This window comes from Streptomyces peucetius (assembly GCF_025854275.1).
Lineage (GTDB): Bacteria > Actinomycetota > Actinomycetes > Streptomycetales > Streptomycetaceae > Streptomyces > Streptomyces peucetius_A.
The window spans coordinates 5,549,350-5,565,935 of record NZ_CP107567.1 but is presented as its reverse complement, the minus strand read 5'-3'; the positions used below and the strand labels follow the sequence as shown (position 1 = coordinate 5,565,935).

Sequence of the window (16,586 nt, the reverse complement as noted above, 5' to 3'; positions counted from 1 at the left end):
CCCGCACCAAGGTCCGGGCCAACGGGGCATTCGCTCGCATCATTCACGTATCAGGTCCCGTGTGAGCAGCGCCCAACAACCAGGAAGGATGGCCATGCGAGTAGCTATCGCTGCGCCGGTTGATCTACCGCGGCTTGCACGTCTGCTCGACCAGTCCACGGAGCAGACCACACCCAAAGGTCTGGGAGGACCCGGCACAGCAGCAATGGTCGCGGAGCTTGCGTCACGAGGTCATGACGTGACCCTGGTGACGCTGAGTCTCGAAATCGACAGACCTGTGCACTCACGCATCGGTACCGTCGATGTCCTGACCGGCCCCTACCGCCATCGGCACCGCGCCAGAGACGCCTTCCGGCGGGAACGCGAGGCCGTTCGCACACTACTCGACTCGGTAGATGTCGACGTGGTGCACGCCCATTGGACATATGAGTTCGCGTTGGGAGCTCTGTCAGGACGGCATCCCGCGTTGGTCACTGTACGTGACTGGGCGCCCGCCATCCTGAGACACCAGCCGGACGCCTATCGGATGGTGCGGCTCGCCATGCAAGGCCGATGTCTGGCGAAAGCGAGACACCTCACGGCGGTCTCGCCCTACATCGGTGATCGATTGCGGCGATGGTGCCGAGGCAGGACCACCGTGGTGCCAAACGGCCTCCCCACTTCTGCGTTCAGACTCGAGCCGCCAAGGACGCATCAGCCTGTTCGACACCTGTTGTCGGTGAGCTCCGGATTTTCGAAGGGCAAGAACACAAGCGCCCTCCTGCGCGCCTTTCCTGCCATTCGTGATGAGCTGGGGGATGTCGAACTGACGCTGATCGGCGGCGGACACGGCCCCGGAGGTCAGGCTGAACGCTGGGCACTCAGCCATGGACTGGCTGACGGAGTAACCTTCGTCGGCGCTATGCCGGCAGAGCAAGTGCTCGCCGCCATGGACACCGCAGATGTCTTTGTGGCACCCACTCTCGAAGAATCCTTCGGGATGACCGTGCTCGAAGCCATGGCACGAGGACTGCCGGTAGTGGCTGGCCGCTCCTCGGGAGCGGTGCCCTGGCTCCTCGATCTCGGCCGCGCCGGCGAGTTGGTCGACGTGCGTCGACCCAAGTCGATCTCCCAGGGCGTTGTGCGGCTGGCGAAGAACGCCGACCTCCGTGCCCAGCTGAGCCAACAGGCTCTTGCGCGGGCTCGGCTCTTCGCCTGGCCCAACGTCGTACCAGCCTACGAAGCCGAGTACGAACAGGTTGCCCGACGTGCTTCAGCCTTGCGGGTGCTGCCCGGCCAGCCCAATTAGCGCTCCGGTGCCGAGCCCCGGCTGGCCTGCTGGTTGGAAATGATGTCTGCCGGCCGAGGGTGAACAGCGGCTGGCGGTACATGTATGGACGGCCGATCCGGCCGCGCGTGCATGCCCGGCCCGCGGCGCCGTCACCTCCGTCCCAAGTGGCGGCGCTATGAAGGCATCTGGGGCGGACGATGGCCGATGGCGGATGCACCGTCGTGCAGGCCGACGGCGATCTGGGAGCACCGTGGACCACGATGCTGCGGGCCCTCGAGGCGTACGCCGCCGGGGCGTCGCCCGACGAGCCCGCCTTTGCCGAAGCGGCCGGCACGGACGAGACCGCCGCGGCAAGCCGGTGTGGCGGCAGCGTGAGGGGGACCATTTCCCCCAGGGCCGGACAACGGCGTCAACGAGGAGCAGTTCGGTTGACCACCCCGCACTGATTCCTGGCCCGTCCTTGGGCCTTCCTCAAACTGCTGTCATCGCTTGCGGAAGTGAATGACCGGGCTGCGGTAGTCCAGTTCCATGTCCGGATCCAGAACCTCGTAGCCCAACTTCTCCAGGAGTTCGCAGGTGCGCGTGCCGCCTGCGTTGTACCACCGGCCCGGACGTGCCACGTCGTCCTCCGAGAGATTCAGGGGGCGCCAGGGAGCTCGGTTGCGGGCGCGTGTCTGCAGCGGCAGCAGGTAGACGTCGACCAGGCGCTGCTTCAACTGCCCACTGTTCTTCGCCAGCAGAGTCCGCGTCACGTCGAAACGGGGTAGGTTCTCCACGAAGCTGTTGTACTTGGCGTAGTCCGCCACCATGATGAAGCCATGTGCCCCTGACCGGAACTTCGGAAAGAGGCTGGCCATATAAGCGGAGATACCGTCGAAACTGACGTGGCACAGCGCGTCGAAACTGAACAGGTAATCGACGCTGTCGTCGGCCAGCATGCTGCAGCTGAAGTCCTCGACCTTGAAGTACCGAAGGTTCTCGCGCCGGCCGACGTATTGCCAGAAGCCGTTGTGCTCGGCCGAGAGGGCATCCAGGCAGGTGACCTCGCCGGCACCGACCATGGCACGCGTCCAGGCTCCCCGCCCAGGGCCGATCTCCACGGCACTGGTCTTGCTGTTGATGTACGGCTTGATGCAGGCCAGGTAAATGGCGTGCTGCATCGATGTGTAGCCCCACAGCCCGTACAGGGAGTCCAGTGGTTCGAGCGGGTCTGCCCCGAAAAACCCTCCCTTCCAAATGCTCCGGAACGATTCAAGTTCGGTAGCCAGCTTCGCCGCCACTTGCTCTCCCTGTCGGCCGCTCGGTCGGACCTTTGTCATATCACGGCAGTGTCGTCGAGCAGATGAGAACCTCTGGGGTGTTGCACAGGAAATAGGGTGAGGCATGGGAACCTCTGGGCATCCCCCACTCATTCTCAAGCGATGCCTCGGTGAAATCGCACCTGATTCCGCATGGTGTCGCTTCCTTGGGCGGGAGGCTCCGATTGCCATACGAGTCACCGACTCTTTCGGGCGCTGTCGCTCCAGGATGAGGACGGCTGCTGCGACTGACGTCAAGGGCCGCATCATTCTTGCAGGGCTCCCCTCACGGCCGGGGAACCGGAACGGTCGCGGATTGTTTCACTCTGCGACCTGGGCGGCGCAGCAGTCCGATCTCGGCGGCTGCCTGGTAGGCCGGCAACCGACCGCGCAGTAACAGACCCCCCAGCAGCACCGGAGACATGGCGAGCACCGCGCCGGGCAAACCGCCCAGCGCGCGGTCGCCCCAGTTGCCGGCCACAGCAAGAATGGCCCCGGCCGCAAAGTGCGTGAGATGGGCGCGGCCCACGCCGCCGGCGTCAAGCGTGTCGGTTCTGTGCCAGCGGACCAACTGGGCGACGTGGCCGACGGCCAGCCCAGCCACCCCGGTCACGATGAACGGCAGTGGCTCACGCCAGCCGACGGCGCCGATGAGCCCCACTCCAGTGACGACGAGCAGAACCAGCTGCGCGCGGATGAGGTCGCGTCGGGCCCCACGGGCAAGATCCAGCGAACACCCGGCTGCATATACGACCTGCAGTGCAGCCCACGCGGCGAATGCGGGCACCAGCGCTACGGCCCCTTCCCAGCCGGGTCCGAGCAGCAGGGTGAGCGCAGCGGGTCCGGCGCCGGCCAAAGCACCGAAGGCGACGAAGCCCGCAGAAGCGGCATACAGCAGATGCTGCGCGGGCCGGGTCAGTGGCAGTCCCTGGCTGCGGCGGTCGGCGAGCAACGGTACAGCCGCCTGATTGAGGCCCCTGAGCAGGATGTTCACCGGTACGTCGGACAGCATCTGGGCGCGGGACCAAAGCCCGGCCGTGCCGGGACCGAGCAATCGGCCCGCCACCCACAGCGGAGCGCTGGCCCCCAGGGTGCGCAGCAGCGCGAAGCCGGTGAGGAACCCGGACAGCCCCAGCAGAGAACCGGATGGAGCGCCCGAGTCCCTCGCCAGAACGAGCTTCGCCGCCGATCCGCTCACGGAGATTCCGAAGGTGATGAACGCCGCGACCGGAAGTGCCAGGCCAAGGGCGGCCGGAGAACCGGTGCGGGTGAGTACGACGGCAGCGACCACGCAGCCTGCCACCTGCCCGGTGAGCTCGGCGACCGTTGCGTAGCCGGGCAGGCCGGCCCGGCGCAGTGCGGCCAACAGCACGCAACCTGTCGGCGCCACCAGATACTGGCAACCCAACAGCCTGAGAAGCACCGTCAGTTCGGGCATGTCCCACAGCACCGCACACCATGGGGCAGCGACCTCGACGACCACCCAGCAGGCCACGCCGGTCAGCATGGAGAGCCGGAGCGCGGAGCGGAGGAGTGCGCGGCTGAGTCGCTCGGCACGCAGGACGCAGGTCGCCAGACCGGCCGTGGCGATCAGCCCGGGCAACTGCGTCACCGTGAGGGCGATCGCGTAGGCGCCGAAGGCGCTGTGCGGCGCCACGCGCGCGGTCCAGGCGGTGTAGCCGAGCTGGAGAACCACGGCTACGGCAGCGCCGCCGTAGCTCCAGCTGAGCACTGACCGGACGCGACCTGCGGTTTTCGGAGCATCGGTCATGAAGGGGGGAAGGGGGGCGTCGTCAGCAGGAAGTTCTGGTGGCGCTGGGGAGGGACGAAACCGGGTGGTACGGCGACGGGTCCATGCGGAGTGAGGTGGTGGACACGGTGGTAGCCGAACTCGGCGGCCGTGGAGCGCAGCCGTTCCAGGGCTGCCCGGTCGAGGCACTCGGCGATCACGGTCGGACGGTGGGCGGCCAGAATCCGGGACATGCCACGCAGCACGTCCGGTTCGAGACCTTCCACATCGATCTTCACCAGGTCGACGGGCCTGTCGCCGACCGCGAGGTCCGCCGTGGTCACTTCCACGTCGACGCTGCTGCGCCCGGGGGCGTGGGCTCCGTCGCGCAGGGTGGCCGTGGTGATGCGCTCCGGCACGGTCAGCCGCGCCCGGCCCGGTGCCTCTGAGAGGGCCTTGTCAATGACGTGCACCCTGGGTCCAAAACCGTTGACGTCGAGATTGCGGCGGAGCATCCGGACCACGACGGGGTTCGGTTCGACCGCGACGGCGTGCAGCCGCGGGTTGGCCTGACAGGCCAGCAGGGTGTAGAGGCCGGCATAGGCCCCGACGTCCAGGAACCCGCGCGCGGTGCGGGCGAGCCGGTAGAAGAGCGGATGGGTGGCCTCCTCCCACAGCCGCAGATCCGTCCAGACCACCGGCCCGGCGAGTACGTCGTCCGGGTCGCAGTGGTAGTGGAATGTGCTGCCGTCGGGTGCGTGCACCTTCCAGACGCCGGTGGGGTGCAAGTGCCGCCAGACGGTGAGCGGCACATGGCCGCGTACGGTTCCGCCCCGTACCGCCCGCTGAAAGGTACGCGAGCGCATCAACAGGTCACGGGCACCGCGCAGCACGGGCTTGACATGGCTCAGCTGCTGGACGGCGGCGGTGGTCATCGCTCAGGCTCCCGTCAGCGAACGCTCGCGAGCCGGAGCCGGGACGGCAGCCAACTCGGCGTCGACCATGATCCGGGCCAGTTCCGGAGCGTGCACGGTGGCCTTCCAGCCCAGTTCACGTTCGGCCTTGGAGGCGTCACCGACCAGATCGGGGACTTCGGAAGGGCGCAGATAGCGCTCGTCGAAGCGGATGTGCTTCTCCCAGTCGAGGCCCGCGTGCTCGAAGCAGAATGTCAGGAAGTCGCGCACGCTGTAGCTGGTGCCGGTGGCGACCACGAAGTCGCCGGGCTCGTCCTGCTGGAGCATGCGCCACATCGCGTCGACGTACTCGGGCGCGTAGCCCCAGTCCCGACGGGCCTCCAGATTGCCGAGATGGAGGGCGTCCTGCTCGCCGCGGGCGATGCGGGCCGCGGCGCGGGCGATCTTGCGGGTCACGAAGGTCTCGCCGCGGCGCGGGGACTCATGGTTGAAGAGGATTCCGTTGACGGCGTGGACGCCGTACGCCTCACGGTAGTTGCGGGTGATCCAGTACGCGTACACCTTGGCGGCGGCGTACGGCGAGCGCGGGTGGAAGACCGACGACTCCGACTGCGGGGGCGCGGTCGTCCCGAACATCTCGGAACTGGAGGCCTGGTAGAAGCGGCACGGCAGCCCGGTCATCCGGATGGCTTCGAGGAGACGGGTGGTGCCCAGGCCCGTGGTGGTCCCGGTGAACTCGGGTTCGTCGAAGGAGACCCGGACGTGCGACTGGGCGGCCAGGTGGTAGACCTCGTCGGGCTGGATGCCCTCCAGCAGGGCAGCGATGCGGGAGCCGTCGGCCAGATCTCCGTAGTGCAGCCGGAGGCGGGCGTCGGGCTCGTGCGGGTCCTGGTAGAGGTGGTCGATCCGCTGGGTGGTGAAGGTGGAGGAGCGGCGGATGAGGCCGTGCACCAGATAGCCCTTGGAGAGCAGGAGCTCGGCTAGATACGAGCCGTCCTGGCCGGTGATGCCGGTGATGAGTGCGGTTTTGTCAGACATGGCGACTCCTCGATGGTGGGGGGACGACAGGCGCCGCGCCGCTGTGCGCAGGCCGTCAACAGACCGAGGATCACGGCCTGTTCGGGAGTAAGGGAGTAGGTGATCATGTAGACCAACTGGCTACAGATGAGCAGCCGGAGCATCAGTTTGTGCTCACTGTCCGCTCCTGCCGCGCGCCATGCCGTGGCATACACCAGGAGGAGTACCGCAACGCCGAGGAGGCCGAGACGCAGCAAGACCTCCAGGTAGTAGTTGTGGGGCGACACAGCGACGAATACTCCGTTGATCACGCGGTCGTACCCGGATCCGAAGGGCAGACCCATTAGCCAGTCCGGCACCTCTTTGAGCCGCGGCAGCAGAGCGTGCCAGCCCTCCATCCGCCACACCAGCGTTCGATCGTCTTCACTGGAGGCGGTGAGTTTTGAGGTGACCCCGCCGGCGGCTCCCCACGAAACGGCCAGCATGGAGAGCATGCCGAGCGAGCCCAGAACGGCCAGTGCCGCAGCACGGGATCCCGTCTGCCGGTGGCGGGACAGCAGCCAGCCCGTGATCATGATGCCCACGGCCAGCCAGATGGTGCGGTGCTGGGCCAGAATGACAACCACCAGGAGCAACGAAGCCAGCGCCCTGACCCGCGCGGAGCCACGACCACACAGCAGCATCATGGCCGCCTGGCCGATGACCAGTGTTTGAGCAGCACTTACCGGGCGGGCGTTGGTGAGCACTCCGTCGACCATGATCTGGTCGGAGTTGGAGCCGATACCGACGTTCAGCCAGCCCAGCAGAGCAAGGCATGACAGAGCACAGGCTGCCAGCACCCAGATGTGGGTGACCGCGCGCACCAGGTTCAGACGGGTGGAGAGGACGGCGACGAAGAGTGCGGCGCAGAGGAGCTGAATGAAGTTGGTTCGGGCTTCATTGCCCGCCGCCTGGATACCGAAGACCCCGAACCCGCGGATCAGTGCGTAGCCGGTGAGTACCAACAGGGCGAGAAGCAGGGCCGGGGCGCCGCGCCATCGCCCCCTGAGCATGATGAGGGCAGCGAACAGCAGACACACGGTCAGCACATCAGTGGGCAACAGATTCAGGCCCGCGCCCGGGAGTGACTGACGCACGTTCTGTTGCGTCTGCCAGAGCTGGACGGCGATATACAGGCCGATTCCCCAGACGGGCCAGCGGACGAAGCTTGCGGTGAGTGCCGCGCAGCCGATGAGCGCGGCGCAGCCGAGCAGCAGTGTCGTCGGATCGAGTAGCAAGGGATCACCTCCCTGCGGGAAAGCGACGGAAGGAGGCTCGCGCCGCGGTCTTCACATAGGGCGAGAACATCAGCAGCGGGGCCCGCGGCCAGCCGTGCCGCAGGCAGTAGACCCACCATTGACGGGGCGGCAGTTCACGCTGCGAGGTGATCCGGCGCAGCGCCTCGCGCACACCGATGCCCGGTTCTCGAGACCCGGTGTGCGGTGGGTTGCGGTCACAGATGCCGACATGACAGGGCGTCACATAGGCGGCGATACCGGCCTGGCGGACGCGGAATCCGTGATCGTAGTCGCCGATGCCGTGCTGGAAGACCTCGTCGATGTCGCCGACCCGTTCACACACCGCCCTGGGCAACAGCACCACGTTGCCGTTGTACGTGTCACAGCGCTCGGGGCGACCGGTGGGCTCGACCAGCGCGAGTGCACGGCCGCGGCGTCCCGAGTACGTGGTGCGGTCATCGGCCGACGCACGCACGGCGCCGACCACGACGTTGCCGGGGCCGACCGCGTGTGCGGTGCCGAGCAGCACGGTGAGGGCGTCGCCATCCAGCGTCACATCGTCGTTGAGCCAGAGCTGGTAGTCCCAGGCCGGTTCGCCGCTTCGCCGACTGTTGCGGCTCGCGATCCGCATACCGTGGCTCCAGTAGATGTCAGGGCCGACCGTGGTGACCTGCACCTCGGGGTGGGCAGCGCGAATCGCCTCGGGTGTGCCGTCGGTGCTGCCGGCGTCCACCAGGTAGGTGCGTACCGTGGTGTCCTCCGGCAGCCCGCGCTGTTCGGCGAGCGCGGCGAGTGCGGCGAGGGTTTTCTCCTGGCGGTTGTGACTGGTCATCAGCACCGCGATGCGGACTGGTGGCACGTGAGACTCCTCAACTGGAAGGCCTCATCCTTACGGGGTGAATCGCCCGTAAGTCCTCAACCAGGCCGCGCGCTGATCCGAACGAGCTCGACCACGTGACGGCGCCGAGGAGGATGACCGGCGGACCCGCCCCTTGTTTTCCGATCACAACGCACTGGGCACATGAAGGCGGGGTCACAGGACCTCGACCTGTTCCGCCCGACAGCGGTTGCGGGTATCGAAAATGTACGCCCCGGCCTGCTCGACGAGCGCATAGTCGAATTCATCGTGATCTGTTGCCACGACGACCACGTCGGCCGCCCGGACTTCGGCTTCGGTCAGTTCCACGCAGACGATGTCCGGGGGAAGAAGATAGGAGTCGGTGTGTGGTTCCACCGCCACGACCCGGGCGCCGAGGTTTTGCAGTGACCGGGCGAGCATGATGGACGGTGACTCGCGGATGTCGCCGGTGTTCTTCTTGTAGGCCAGGCCCAGTTGCAGGACCCGCGAGCCATTGACCGACTTGCCGCGTTCGTTCAGGCCCCGGCTGATTCGCCAGACGACGTGGTCCGGCATACGATCATTGATCTCGTTCGCCAGCGCGATGAACCGGACACTCTGCTTCAGCAGCCGCTTGACCTGCCAGGAGAGATAGGACGGGTCCACCGGCAAGCAGTGCCCGCCCACACCGGGGCCCGGCCTGAACGCCATGAAGCCGAAAGGCTTGGTGTCGGCGGCCTCGATGGCTTCCCAGATGTCCGCTCCGAGCCCCCTCGACAACGTCGCCATCTCGTTGACCAAGGCGATGTTGACGTGACGGAAGGTGTTCTCCAGCAGCTTGGTCAGCTCCGCGGTACGGCAGGAGGACACGGGCACGGTGCGCTCGACGATGCGTGCGTAGAAACGCTCGATGTCCTGCAGTGACGCCGGGTCGATCCCGGAGATCACCTTGGGAGTGTTCTCCAGCTGCCACTGTGGATTGCCCGGGTCGATACGCTCGGGGCTGTAGCCGAGGTGGAATCCCGCACCGGCCTTCAGTCCGCTGCCGTTCTCCAGCAATGGCCGCAGCAGACTCTCCGTGGTGCCGGGGTAGGTGGTCGACTCCAGAACAACGGTGGCGCCAGGGGTGACATGAGAGGCGATGCTCCGGGCGGCACATTCCACGAAGCTCAGATCCGGCACGCCCTCACGCAGCGGCGTCGGCACGGTGATCGCGCAGACGTCGAAGTCGGAGATTTCGTCGTAGTCGGTGGTCACCTTGTAGCGGCCACTGTCCAGAGCCGTGATCAAGCGCGTATTGCTGACTCCCTCGATGTACGAATCGCCGGACGCCAGACGCTTGACCCGGAACTCGTCCGTGTCCACGCCGATGACGGAGAATCCCGCTTCCACCGCGCGCATGGCCAGCGGGAGACCTACGTATCCCTGACCGACGACGATCAGCTTGCGCTGGTCCCGGATTGGGGGAGGACCCACACTTACCACCCCGGATTTTCAGAATGGAGTATCACGATCCCAACGTCGCATGCCCGGCCCGCTACGACTTCCCTTCTCCCCATGTGTCTGCCGGGGGATCACTCTGATTCCGTAACCGGCGCCGAACGGCACCGGCGCAATGGGTGAATACGCGCCTGATGGTGGGCGCGTAACCGAAGAGCACCAGCTGCCCGGTCTTACGTTCCGGGGTATGACGCCGAAGCTGCGCGAACTGACAGCCCGCGGCAGAGTTCTGATGGCAAGGACCGCCAGCCAGGCTTTGCTCGGACCGGTCTCAGGAGGAATGCCGCGGGTCTACGTGCGCTCGATCGCGGAACGTATGCACGAGCCCAGGATCGCCAGGCATGTGAGCGAGTCCTTCACCAGGACCGAGGCCGTGGTCGAGCGCTACGACTTCCCCGTCGGCTTCCCACCGCGGTTCCGCCGGTCCAAGGCGTTCGACGAGCGCCATGCGTACCGACTTCACGACGTGCTGCTCAGCCCGCACAGCGGCCTCATCTGGCTGCCCGGCGGCCCCGTCCTGGAAGAGAGCTACGGATCCCTCATCCGGTCGCTGGGCTGGGGCGACGTCCGCCACGAACCGTTGCTCCCGGTCAGGCGACTCGCTGGTCGTCCCGTCATCGCCTTCGCGCCGACGGGCTACTACCACTGGCTGCTCGAGGTACTCCCCGCCGCCGTCTTCGCCCTCAGTGTCGAGCCTGAGGCGCTGCTCTTGATGCCGAGGAGCGTGCCGGCCCATGTACTGGCGGCTGCGGAACACCTGGTCGGACCCTCCAGAATCGTTCGCCTGGACGACATCGCACACGTCGACTCGTGCGTCCTCGCCGCCGTCGAGCCCATGTCCGGCTTCGTTCAACGTGCTGAGATCGACCGATTGCGCGCCGCCTTTCCTGCGGACCCCGCCGACGTCGACGCCGTCTACGTAAGCCGCTTGAAGGATTCCAAGCGAGCATTGTCAAACGAGGCAGAGGTCGAGCGCGCGATGCGGCAGGCGGGAGTCACAGTGGTGTACGCCCAGGACCTGTCCTTCGAGGAGCAGCGAGGGCTGTTCGCCGGCGCCCGTACGGTCATTGCTCCGCACGGAGCCGGTCTGGCCAACCTGGTGTGGGCTCAGCGGGCCGAGCATGTGATCGAGATTTTTCCTGACTCGTGGTTCAACGACTGCTATGCCCGCTTGAGCCGCAACCTCGGCATCGACTACGACTACGTCGTCGCTTCGCCCGTCGCACCACTGGATCGGCTCGACGCGCTCGTGAACGAGGGGGCGGGCGCCGGGTGCTGAGCTGTGCCACAACGGTCGGGTGCCGGAGTCCGGCGCCGGAGTGAATTCGGCCGCCCCGCGCAGCAACACACCTCACAGGCGAACCTTGCGCCATATGCCCTGATTATGCTGCCGCCCGTGCCCTCCAAAGACATCTTGACCAGCACACGCGACCTCTTCCTCCGCGTTCCGGGCTGCCAGCGGGCTGTTCGGGCCGCGGCTCTGCGCGGCGTAGTGCCCCGCGCGGTGTGGAGACGCCTGCATCCGACGGGAGAATGGAGCCTACGAGCCCCCGACGGACGCACCTTCCGCTACGTCAGCAGCGACGCGGACATCCTTGCCCGGGGCCTGATCTGGACCAACATGCGGCACTGGGAGGAGACCACCCACCCGCTCGTGTACCAACTCGCCCGCACCGCACGCCGGTTCGTCGACATCGGTGCCTTTTCCGGCATCTACACGCTCCTCGCCTGCAGGGCCAACCCGCACCTGGAGGCTCTGGCCATTGAACCCAACCCGGCCGCAACCCGCATGCTGAACCGCAACATCCGGGCCAACCGGTTCGAGAGCCGTGTCACCGTCATCGACAAGGCACTCTCGGATACACCTGGGCGCACCCGGCTGAAGATCCCCGCCAACGCGACGAAAGCCTCGCTGCTGGACAGGTGGCCCGCGCAAAGCATCGCCGACGTGGAGGTCACCACGGGGGACGAGGTACTCGACGGCCGTGCGGTCGACCTCATCAAGATCGACGTGGAGGGACTCGAACCGCAGGTGCTGCGCGGCCTGGAGAAGAGCATTCGCGTCCACCACCCCGCCATCATCGCGGAGTGCCTCGACGAGGCAGCCTTGAGCAAGGTCCGGGAGACCGCGTTCGACCTGGGCTACCGTCACATTCAGCATCTCGGCAGCAGGGGGCCTGCACCCGTGACGGCGGGCTTCGTTCCACCGGCGCGCTATGTGAATTTCCTCTTCACCCGGGACGCATTGGCCGCAGGGCGGTCCGGAAGCACGTGCTGACTTCGTGCGTTCCAGGCCCGATCTCACCCGTGGCCCTCGTTGAAGGAGCGACTCCCATGTCAACCTGCACGAACGCCGGCAGTGACGCCACTCACGCTTCGGCGCCGACCGTCTGTGGAGTGGCAACGGACAGATACGACCACCGCCCCCTCGACCGCTCGGCACGCGTACTCGTTGCGGGGAGGAGGGGGCTCGTCGGATCAGCGGTATGGCGGCACCTGGCGCGGGAGGGATTCACCGACCTGGTCGGTCCCGGGTCGGCGGAGTTGGATCTGCGCGAGCGCGGTGCAGTCCTCGACTGGTTCGCGGCCGTGCGACCCGACGTGGTCGTGCTCGCGGCCGCGCGGGTGGGGGGGATCAAGGCGAACGCCACCCGGCCCGCCGAGTTCCTCTCCGACAATCTCCGTATCCAGGTGAACGTGCTGGACGCCGCCCTGAAGCACGGCACGGAGCGGCTGCTGTTCCTGGGGTCCAGCTGCATCTACCCGAAGTTCGCCGAGCAGCCCATCCGCGAGCAGGCGCTGTTGACGGGTCCTCTGGAGCCGACCAACGACGCCTACGCCATCGCCAAGATCGCCGGCATCCTGCAGGTACAGGCGGTACGACGCCAGTACGGTCTGCCCTGGATCTCCGCCATGCCCACCAATCTGTACGGGCCCGGTGACAACTTCCACCCGGAGCACTCCCATGTGCTGCCGTCCCTGATCCGGCGCTTCCACGAGGCGAAGGTGTCGGGTGTGCGACGGGTGGTGAACTGGGGCAGCGGCGCGCCTTGTCGGGAGTTCCTCCATGTGGACGATCTGGCCCGGGCGTGCCTGCACCTGTTGGAAAGCTACGACGCGGACAGCCCGGTCAACGTCGGCACCGGCACGGATCTGAGCATCCGGGAACTGGCGGCACTCGTGGCGGATGTGGTCGGGTACCGGGGGAGCATCGAGTGGGATCCGACCCAGCCGGACGGTACGCCGCGCAAGCTCCTCGACGTGTCCCGGCTCACCGCCCTCGGCTGGACTCCTCGTATCGATCTGCGGGAAGGGATCGCCCAGACATATGCGTGGTACGTGGAGAGCCTCGAGTCGGGCACGCTGAGGCACTGACGGGCTCCGCGGCCCGCGCCGACTCAGGAGCCAGCGGCGATTGGCCCGCGCGGCACGCATCCGCAGAAGGTCTACGGCACACACTGCGGCCCTGCCTCGGCTGCGCACCGCGGTGTGCAGCCGTGCCGGCAAGTGGCGGCCGGTCGGAAGGGGAGCCTCTGAGGAGGCGCTCCTTGGCGGCGTCCCTGTCCTGCGACGGACAGATCCAGTTGAGACTGCCCGCTGTCCGCAAGCCGCCTCGGCAGCCCTGAGCAACGCAGTGGGTGGGTGGCCCGGTTTGCAGGGCCCGCTCTCGCGCTCGGCCCACTTGCGGGCCATGTCCATGCGCTACGGGCCTTCTTCCGCGCGCCTCGGCAGCATGCCGCTTCGCCCTGCGGTAGCGCTTGGATGCGGCCTGCCCGCGTTTCGGTTGGCGACGGCCATCTTGCGCAGGTGGGGGTCGAGCCGCGCGGCGGCCTTCCGTGAGGGCCAGCGCGGCAGCGGCCGACAGCCGGGCCCCGACGACGACGCGAGGTCATGTGTCGGGAGATCGGCTGTCGGCCGCCGGTATTGCCACAGGCTTCGGAGCTGCCTGATGAGACCAGGAGGTCAGTCGCGATTCAGTCGCCGGACGGCCATCATCGCGCCGCCTCCGAGCACGAGCAGCCCTGCGGCTCCGCCCATCAGAAGACCCGAGCGGTCCTCACCGGTGTTGGCGAGGTGAGGCTTGTGCGAGCGTACGGTGATCTCGGCTGAGAGCTTGAGCTTCGATTCCTTTCCCTTGAGACGGAAGGTGTGCTCGCCCGGGTCCGTCCACTTGGGGATGGTGACGGTTCCCTCCACCGTGCCGTCGCTGTCGGCGGTGAAGAAGCCCAGCTTGATCGGTCTCGAGAGGAGGAATGCACCCACCCCCTCGTTCGGATCGAACCCGGTTCCGGTGAAGCTGAGCTCGTCTCCTGCGTCCACGGTGGTGGCGCTGAGGGTCAGGCTCGGGGCATCGGGTGGATACGGCTGGGCGTGGGCAGGTTGGGCACCTACGACTGGGACTGCGGCCAGGACAGCAGAGGCTGCCGTGGCCGCGAAGGCAGCACGCCACTTCGATGACGCTGTCATCGCATTCACGCTCCTCAAGTGGAATCAGGCCGACGACGTGGTCCGACCCGCGAGTACGGTATGCGGGATAGATGGCGCCGAATAGCACCTGTTAAGCGTCTTCAGGTGATAAGACGCCGTATGGCGTACGTAGATCACCGGACCGGCCTCCAGCACCCTCACGACACGAGGAGCCAAGCCGGCCAATACGGGGCTTTCGATGGCAACCGCCTCGGCGAAGCACGCGCTGGGGCCGGCACACTCCGTTCGAGGAGGTGGCGAGCCATGCGGTCCACCGTGGGCCGAGGAAGCCGTCAACGGCCCATCAGGGATCTTTGCCGCCCGGCACCGCTCCCGTTCGGACGTCCCTGGACTTCGGCAGATCTCCTGGTCGGTCAAGGCCCGACCATGGCTGGTGACGCAGGCGGCGAACACACAGACGCACAGCCGGGAAAGAAACGCTCATCGAAGTACCCACCCGACGGAGGTGCCGGGTGAATACTGGCACCGCGTCGCACGTCTTGGTCTGCTCTTCCTCCCCTCCTGGAGCGTGTGTGCCCCCGTTCCGTGTACTCGTGGTGTGCACCGGCAACCTCTATCGCTCTCCGCTTGCCGAGTGCCTGCTCAGGCACCAACTTTTCGAGCATCGGCAGGTGATCCATTTGAGCAGTGCCGGCACACGGGCTGTCGCGGATATGCCGATGGCGGCAACTGTCGCCTCTTTCCTCCTCGGACGTGGCGTGCAGCCCTGCGGGGCGGGCTCCCGCCGACTGACCAAGGAGATGGTCGAAAACGCGGACCTGGTGCTGGGCGCCGCGACGGAACATCGTGAGGCTGCTGTGCGGCTGTCTCCTGTGCGTGCGTTGTCCCGTGCATTCACCTTCCGCGAATTCGCCGGGCTGGTGCGCCGAGAGGACGCCGCTGGCGTCGTGGATCCGGCCGCACGGTTTGCAACCCTCGTCCAGGGCGCGGCCGCTCGCCGTGGTGCCGTGTCGACACACACGGGTGGCGTAGACGTGAACGACCCTCTTGGCGCCCCTCCCCTACAAGTACAGGAGTGCCTGGTTCAGATCGCGGAGATCGTGGAGCAGATCGCCGCATCCATGCGGACCGGCTAGCCGGCCCCGCCGTTTCGCGTGGGGGGCGAAGGCCCAGGCTGGTGCCGATGGTTCTGGGGTGGTCGGTCATGCCGGGAGGGGCGCTCCAATGGAGACACCTGCCTGACAGGTCGCCAAAAAGCGAATGGCCGACGGATCGGTCTAACGAGGAGCGCCGCCGGCGTACGGACGGCACGGCGCTGCCCCACGAGGCGGACTTCCAGCAGATGGTCGCCGGCCTGGGGCAGCCAGTGCCGCGCGCCCTGGAGTGCGCAGGGTGCTGCCGACTGTCCGTGACTGCGATTCCCTGGTGGCCCAGCAGACCGAGCGACAACCAAAGGTTGACGACGATCGGATCGTCAACCTAGGGTTGTCGCATGACAGATCCAGTCCGCATGACTCATCCCGTCCGGCTCGACGATCTGATCGACGCCATCAAGAAGGCGCACACCGACGCGCTCGACCAGCTCTCCGACGCGGTCATCGCCGCCGACCACCTCGGCGACATCGCCGACCACCTCATCGGCCACTTCGTCGACCAGGCTCGGCGTTCCGGGGCTTCCTGGACCGACATCGGCCGGTCCATGGGCGTATCCAAGCAGGCCGTCCAGAAGCGCTTCGTCACCAAGGAATCCGACCAGCCGCTCGACCTCGACCCCAGCCAGGGCTTCGGCCGCTTCACCGACCGCGCCCGGAACGTGGTCATGGCCGCGCAGAACGAGGCCCGCGCCGCCGGCAACGCCCAGGTGAGTCCGGAACATCTCGGCCTCGGGCTGCTGGCCGAGCCGGACGGCCTCGCCGCCAAGGCGGTCACCGAGCAGGGCGTGACCCTCGACATGGTCCGTGGCTCCGTCACCACGGCGCTGCCGGCTCCGGCCGAGGAACTGCCCGAGCTCATCCCGTACGACGCCCGGGCCCGCAAGGCACTCGAGCTCACCTTCCGTGAGGCCCTGCGCCTCGGCCACAACTACATCGGCACGGAGCACATCCTGCTGGCCCTGCTGGAGGCGGAGAACGGCACCGGCCCGCTGTCCGGCCTCGGCCTGACCAAGGAGGCCACCGAGCAGCACATCACCGAACTGCTCGCCCCCTTCCTCGGCACGCAGAAGAAGTGAGCGGGCGGCCGTGCCATCGCTTTCGGCTCTGACCAGGGGCCGTTTGCAAGGTGGAGGCATGCGCGGAGAACGCCGGGGCCCCGCG

14 protein-coding genes are annotated in these 16,586 nt (G+C 67.1%); 6 read left to right on the top strand and 8 right to left on the bottom strand.

The genetic code is table 11. The annotated features are described in order from the left end of the window. The first annotated feature begins 88 nt into the window (after positions 1–88). Positions 89–1,288 (top strand): glycosyltransferase family 4 protein, encoded by a 1,200-nt coding sequence (locus tag OGH68_RS25660; protein WP_319020242.1) that lies wholly within the window; start codon positions 89–91, stop codon positions 1,286–1,288. Positions 1,289–1,752: 464 nt separating this feature from the next. Here the strand turns inward: OGH68_RS25660 and OGH68_RS25655 are convergent, their stop codons facing one another. From OGH68_RS25655 to OGH68_RS25625, 7 genes are all read right to left on the bottom strand, one after another. Beyond that, on the bottom strand, positions 1,753–2,550 hold the full coding sequence (locus OGH68_RS25655) for a class I SAM-dependent methyltransferase (protein WP_264247328.1): 798 nt from the start codon (positions 2,548–2,550) through the stop codon (positions 1,753–1,755). A gap of 304 nt (positions 2,551–2,854) precedes the next feature. Next, entirely contained in the window at positions 2,855–4,300 is a 1,446-nt protein-coding gene (locus OGH68_RS25650; RefSeq protein ID WP_264247326.1) for an oligosaccharide flippase family protein, read from the bottom strand. A gap of 35 nt (positions 4,301–4,335) precedes the next feature. Next, positions 4,336–5,232 carry an FkbM family methyltransferase gene (locus OGH68_RS25645; RefSeq protein ID WP_264247324.1) on the bottom strand — a complete coding sequence of 299 codons (897 nt, stop codon included), beginning with the start codon at positions 5,230–5,232 and terminating at the stop codon, positions 4,336–4,338. 3 nt (positions 5,233–5,235) lie between these two features. Further along, on the bottom strand, positions 5,236–6,249 hold the full coding sequence (gmd, locus tag OGH68_RS25640; protein ID WP_264247323.1) for a GDP-mannose 4,6-dehydratase: 1,014 nt from the start codon (positions 6,247–6,249) through the stop codon (positions 5,236–5,238). Then, complete coding sequence (locus tag OGH68_RS25635) at positions 6,192–7,505, bottom strand: O-antigen ligase family protein (RefSeq protein WP_264247322.1); 1,314 nt, start codon at positions 7,503–7,505, stop codon at positions 6,192–6,194. The genes gmd and OGH68_RS25635 overlap by 58 nt, the downstream gene beginning before the upstream one ends. 4 nt (positions 7,506–7,509) lie before the next feature. After that, positions 7,510–8,364: a glycosyltransferase family 2 protein gene (locus OGH68_RS25630; protein ID WP_264247321.1), complete on the bottom strand. Its 855-nt coding sequence runs from the start codon at positions 8,362–8,364 to the stop codon at positions 7,510–7,512. Between the two features lie 174 nt (positions 8,365–8,538). Beyond that, on the bottom strand, positions 8,539–9,804 hold the full coding sequence (locus tag OGH68_RS25625) for a nucleotide sugar dehydrogenase (RefSeq protein ID WP_264250291.1): 1,266 nt from the start codon (positions 9,802–9,804) through the stop codon (positions 8,539–8,541). A gap of 226 nt (positions 9,805–10,030) precedes the next feature. Here OGH68_RS25625 and OGH68_RS25620 point away from each other — a divergent pair, with 226 nt between their 5' ends. From OGH68_RS25620 to OGH68_RS25610, 3 genes are all read left to right on the top strand, one after another. Further along, a complete protein-coding gene (locus OGH68_RS25620; protein WP_264247319.1) occupies positions 10,031–11,122 on the top strand; it encodes a glycosyltransferase family 61 protein in 1,092 nt (363 codons plus the stop codon). Between the two features lie 117 nt (positions 11,123–11,239). Next, complete coding sequence (locus OGH68_RS25615; RefSeq protein WP_264247318.1) at positions 11,240–12,121, top strand: FkbM family methyltransferase; 882 nt, start codon at positions 11,240–11,242, stop codon at positions 12,119–12,121. 119 nt (positions 12,122–12,240) lie between these two features. Continuing rightward, positions 12,241–13,218 carry a GDP-L-fucose synthase family protein gene (locus tag OGH68_RS25610; protein WP_264247317.1) on the top strand — a complete coding sequence of 326 codons (978 nt, stop codon included), beginning with the start codon at positions 12,241–12,243 and terminating at the stop codon, positions 13,216–13,218. A gap of 588 nt (positions 13,219–13,806) precedes the next feature. Here the strand turns inward: OGH68_RS25610 and OGH68_RS25605 are convergent. Next, positions 13,807–14,163 carry a hypothetical protein gene (locus OGH68_RS25605; protein WP_264247315.1) on the bottom strand — a complete coding sequence of 119 codons (357 nt, stop codon included), beginning with the start codon at positions 14,161–14,163 and terminating at the stop codon, positions 13,807–13,809. A 701-nt stretch (positions 14,164–14,864) separates the two neighbouring features. Between OGH68_RS25605 and OGH68_RS25600 the strand changes: the two genes are divergently transcribed. Together OGH68_RS25600 and OGH68_RS25595 are read left to right on the top strand one after the other, a co-directional pair. Beyond that, positions 14,865–15,407: a low molecular weight phosphatase family protein gene (locus OGH68_RS25600; protein WP_264247314.1), complete on the top strand. Its 543-nt coding sequence runs from the start codon at positions 14,865–14,867 to the stop codon at positions 15,405–15,407. A gap of 356 nt (positions 15,408–15,763) precedes the next feature. Further along, positions 15,764–16,501, top strand: coding sequence for a Clp protease N-terminal domain-containing protein (locus OGH68_RS25595; RefSeq protein WP_264247313.1), 738 nt, complete (start codon positions 15,764–15,766; stop codon positions 16,499–16,501). Positions 16,502–16,586: the final 85 nt, after the last annotated feature.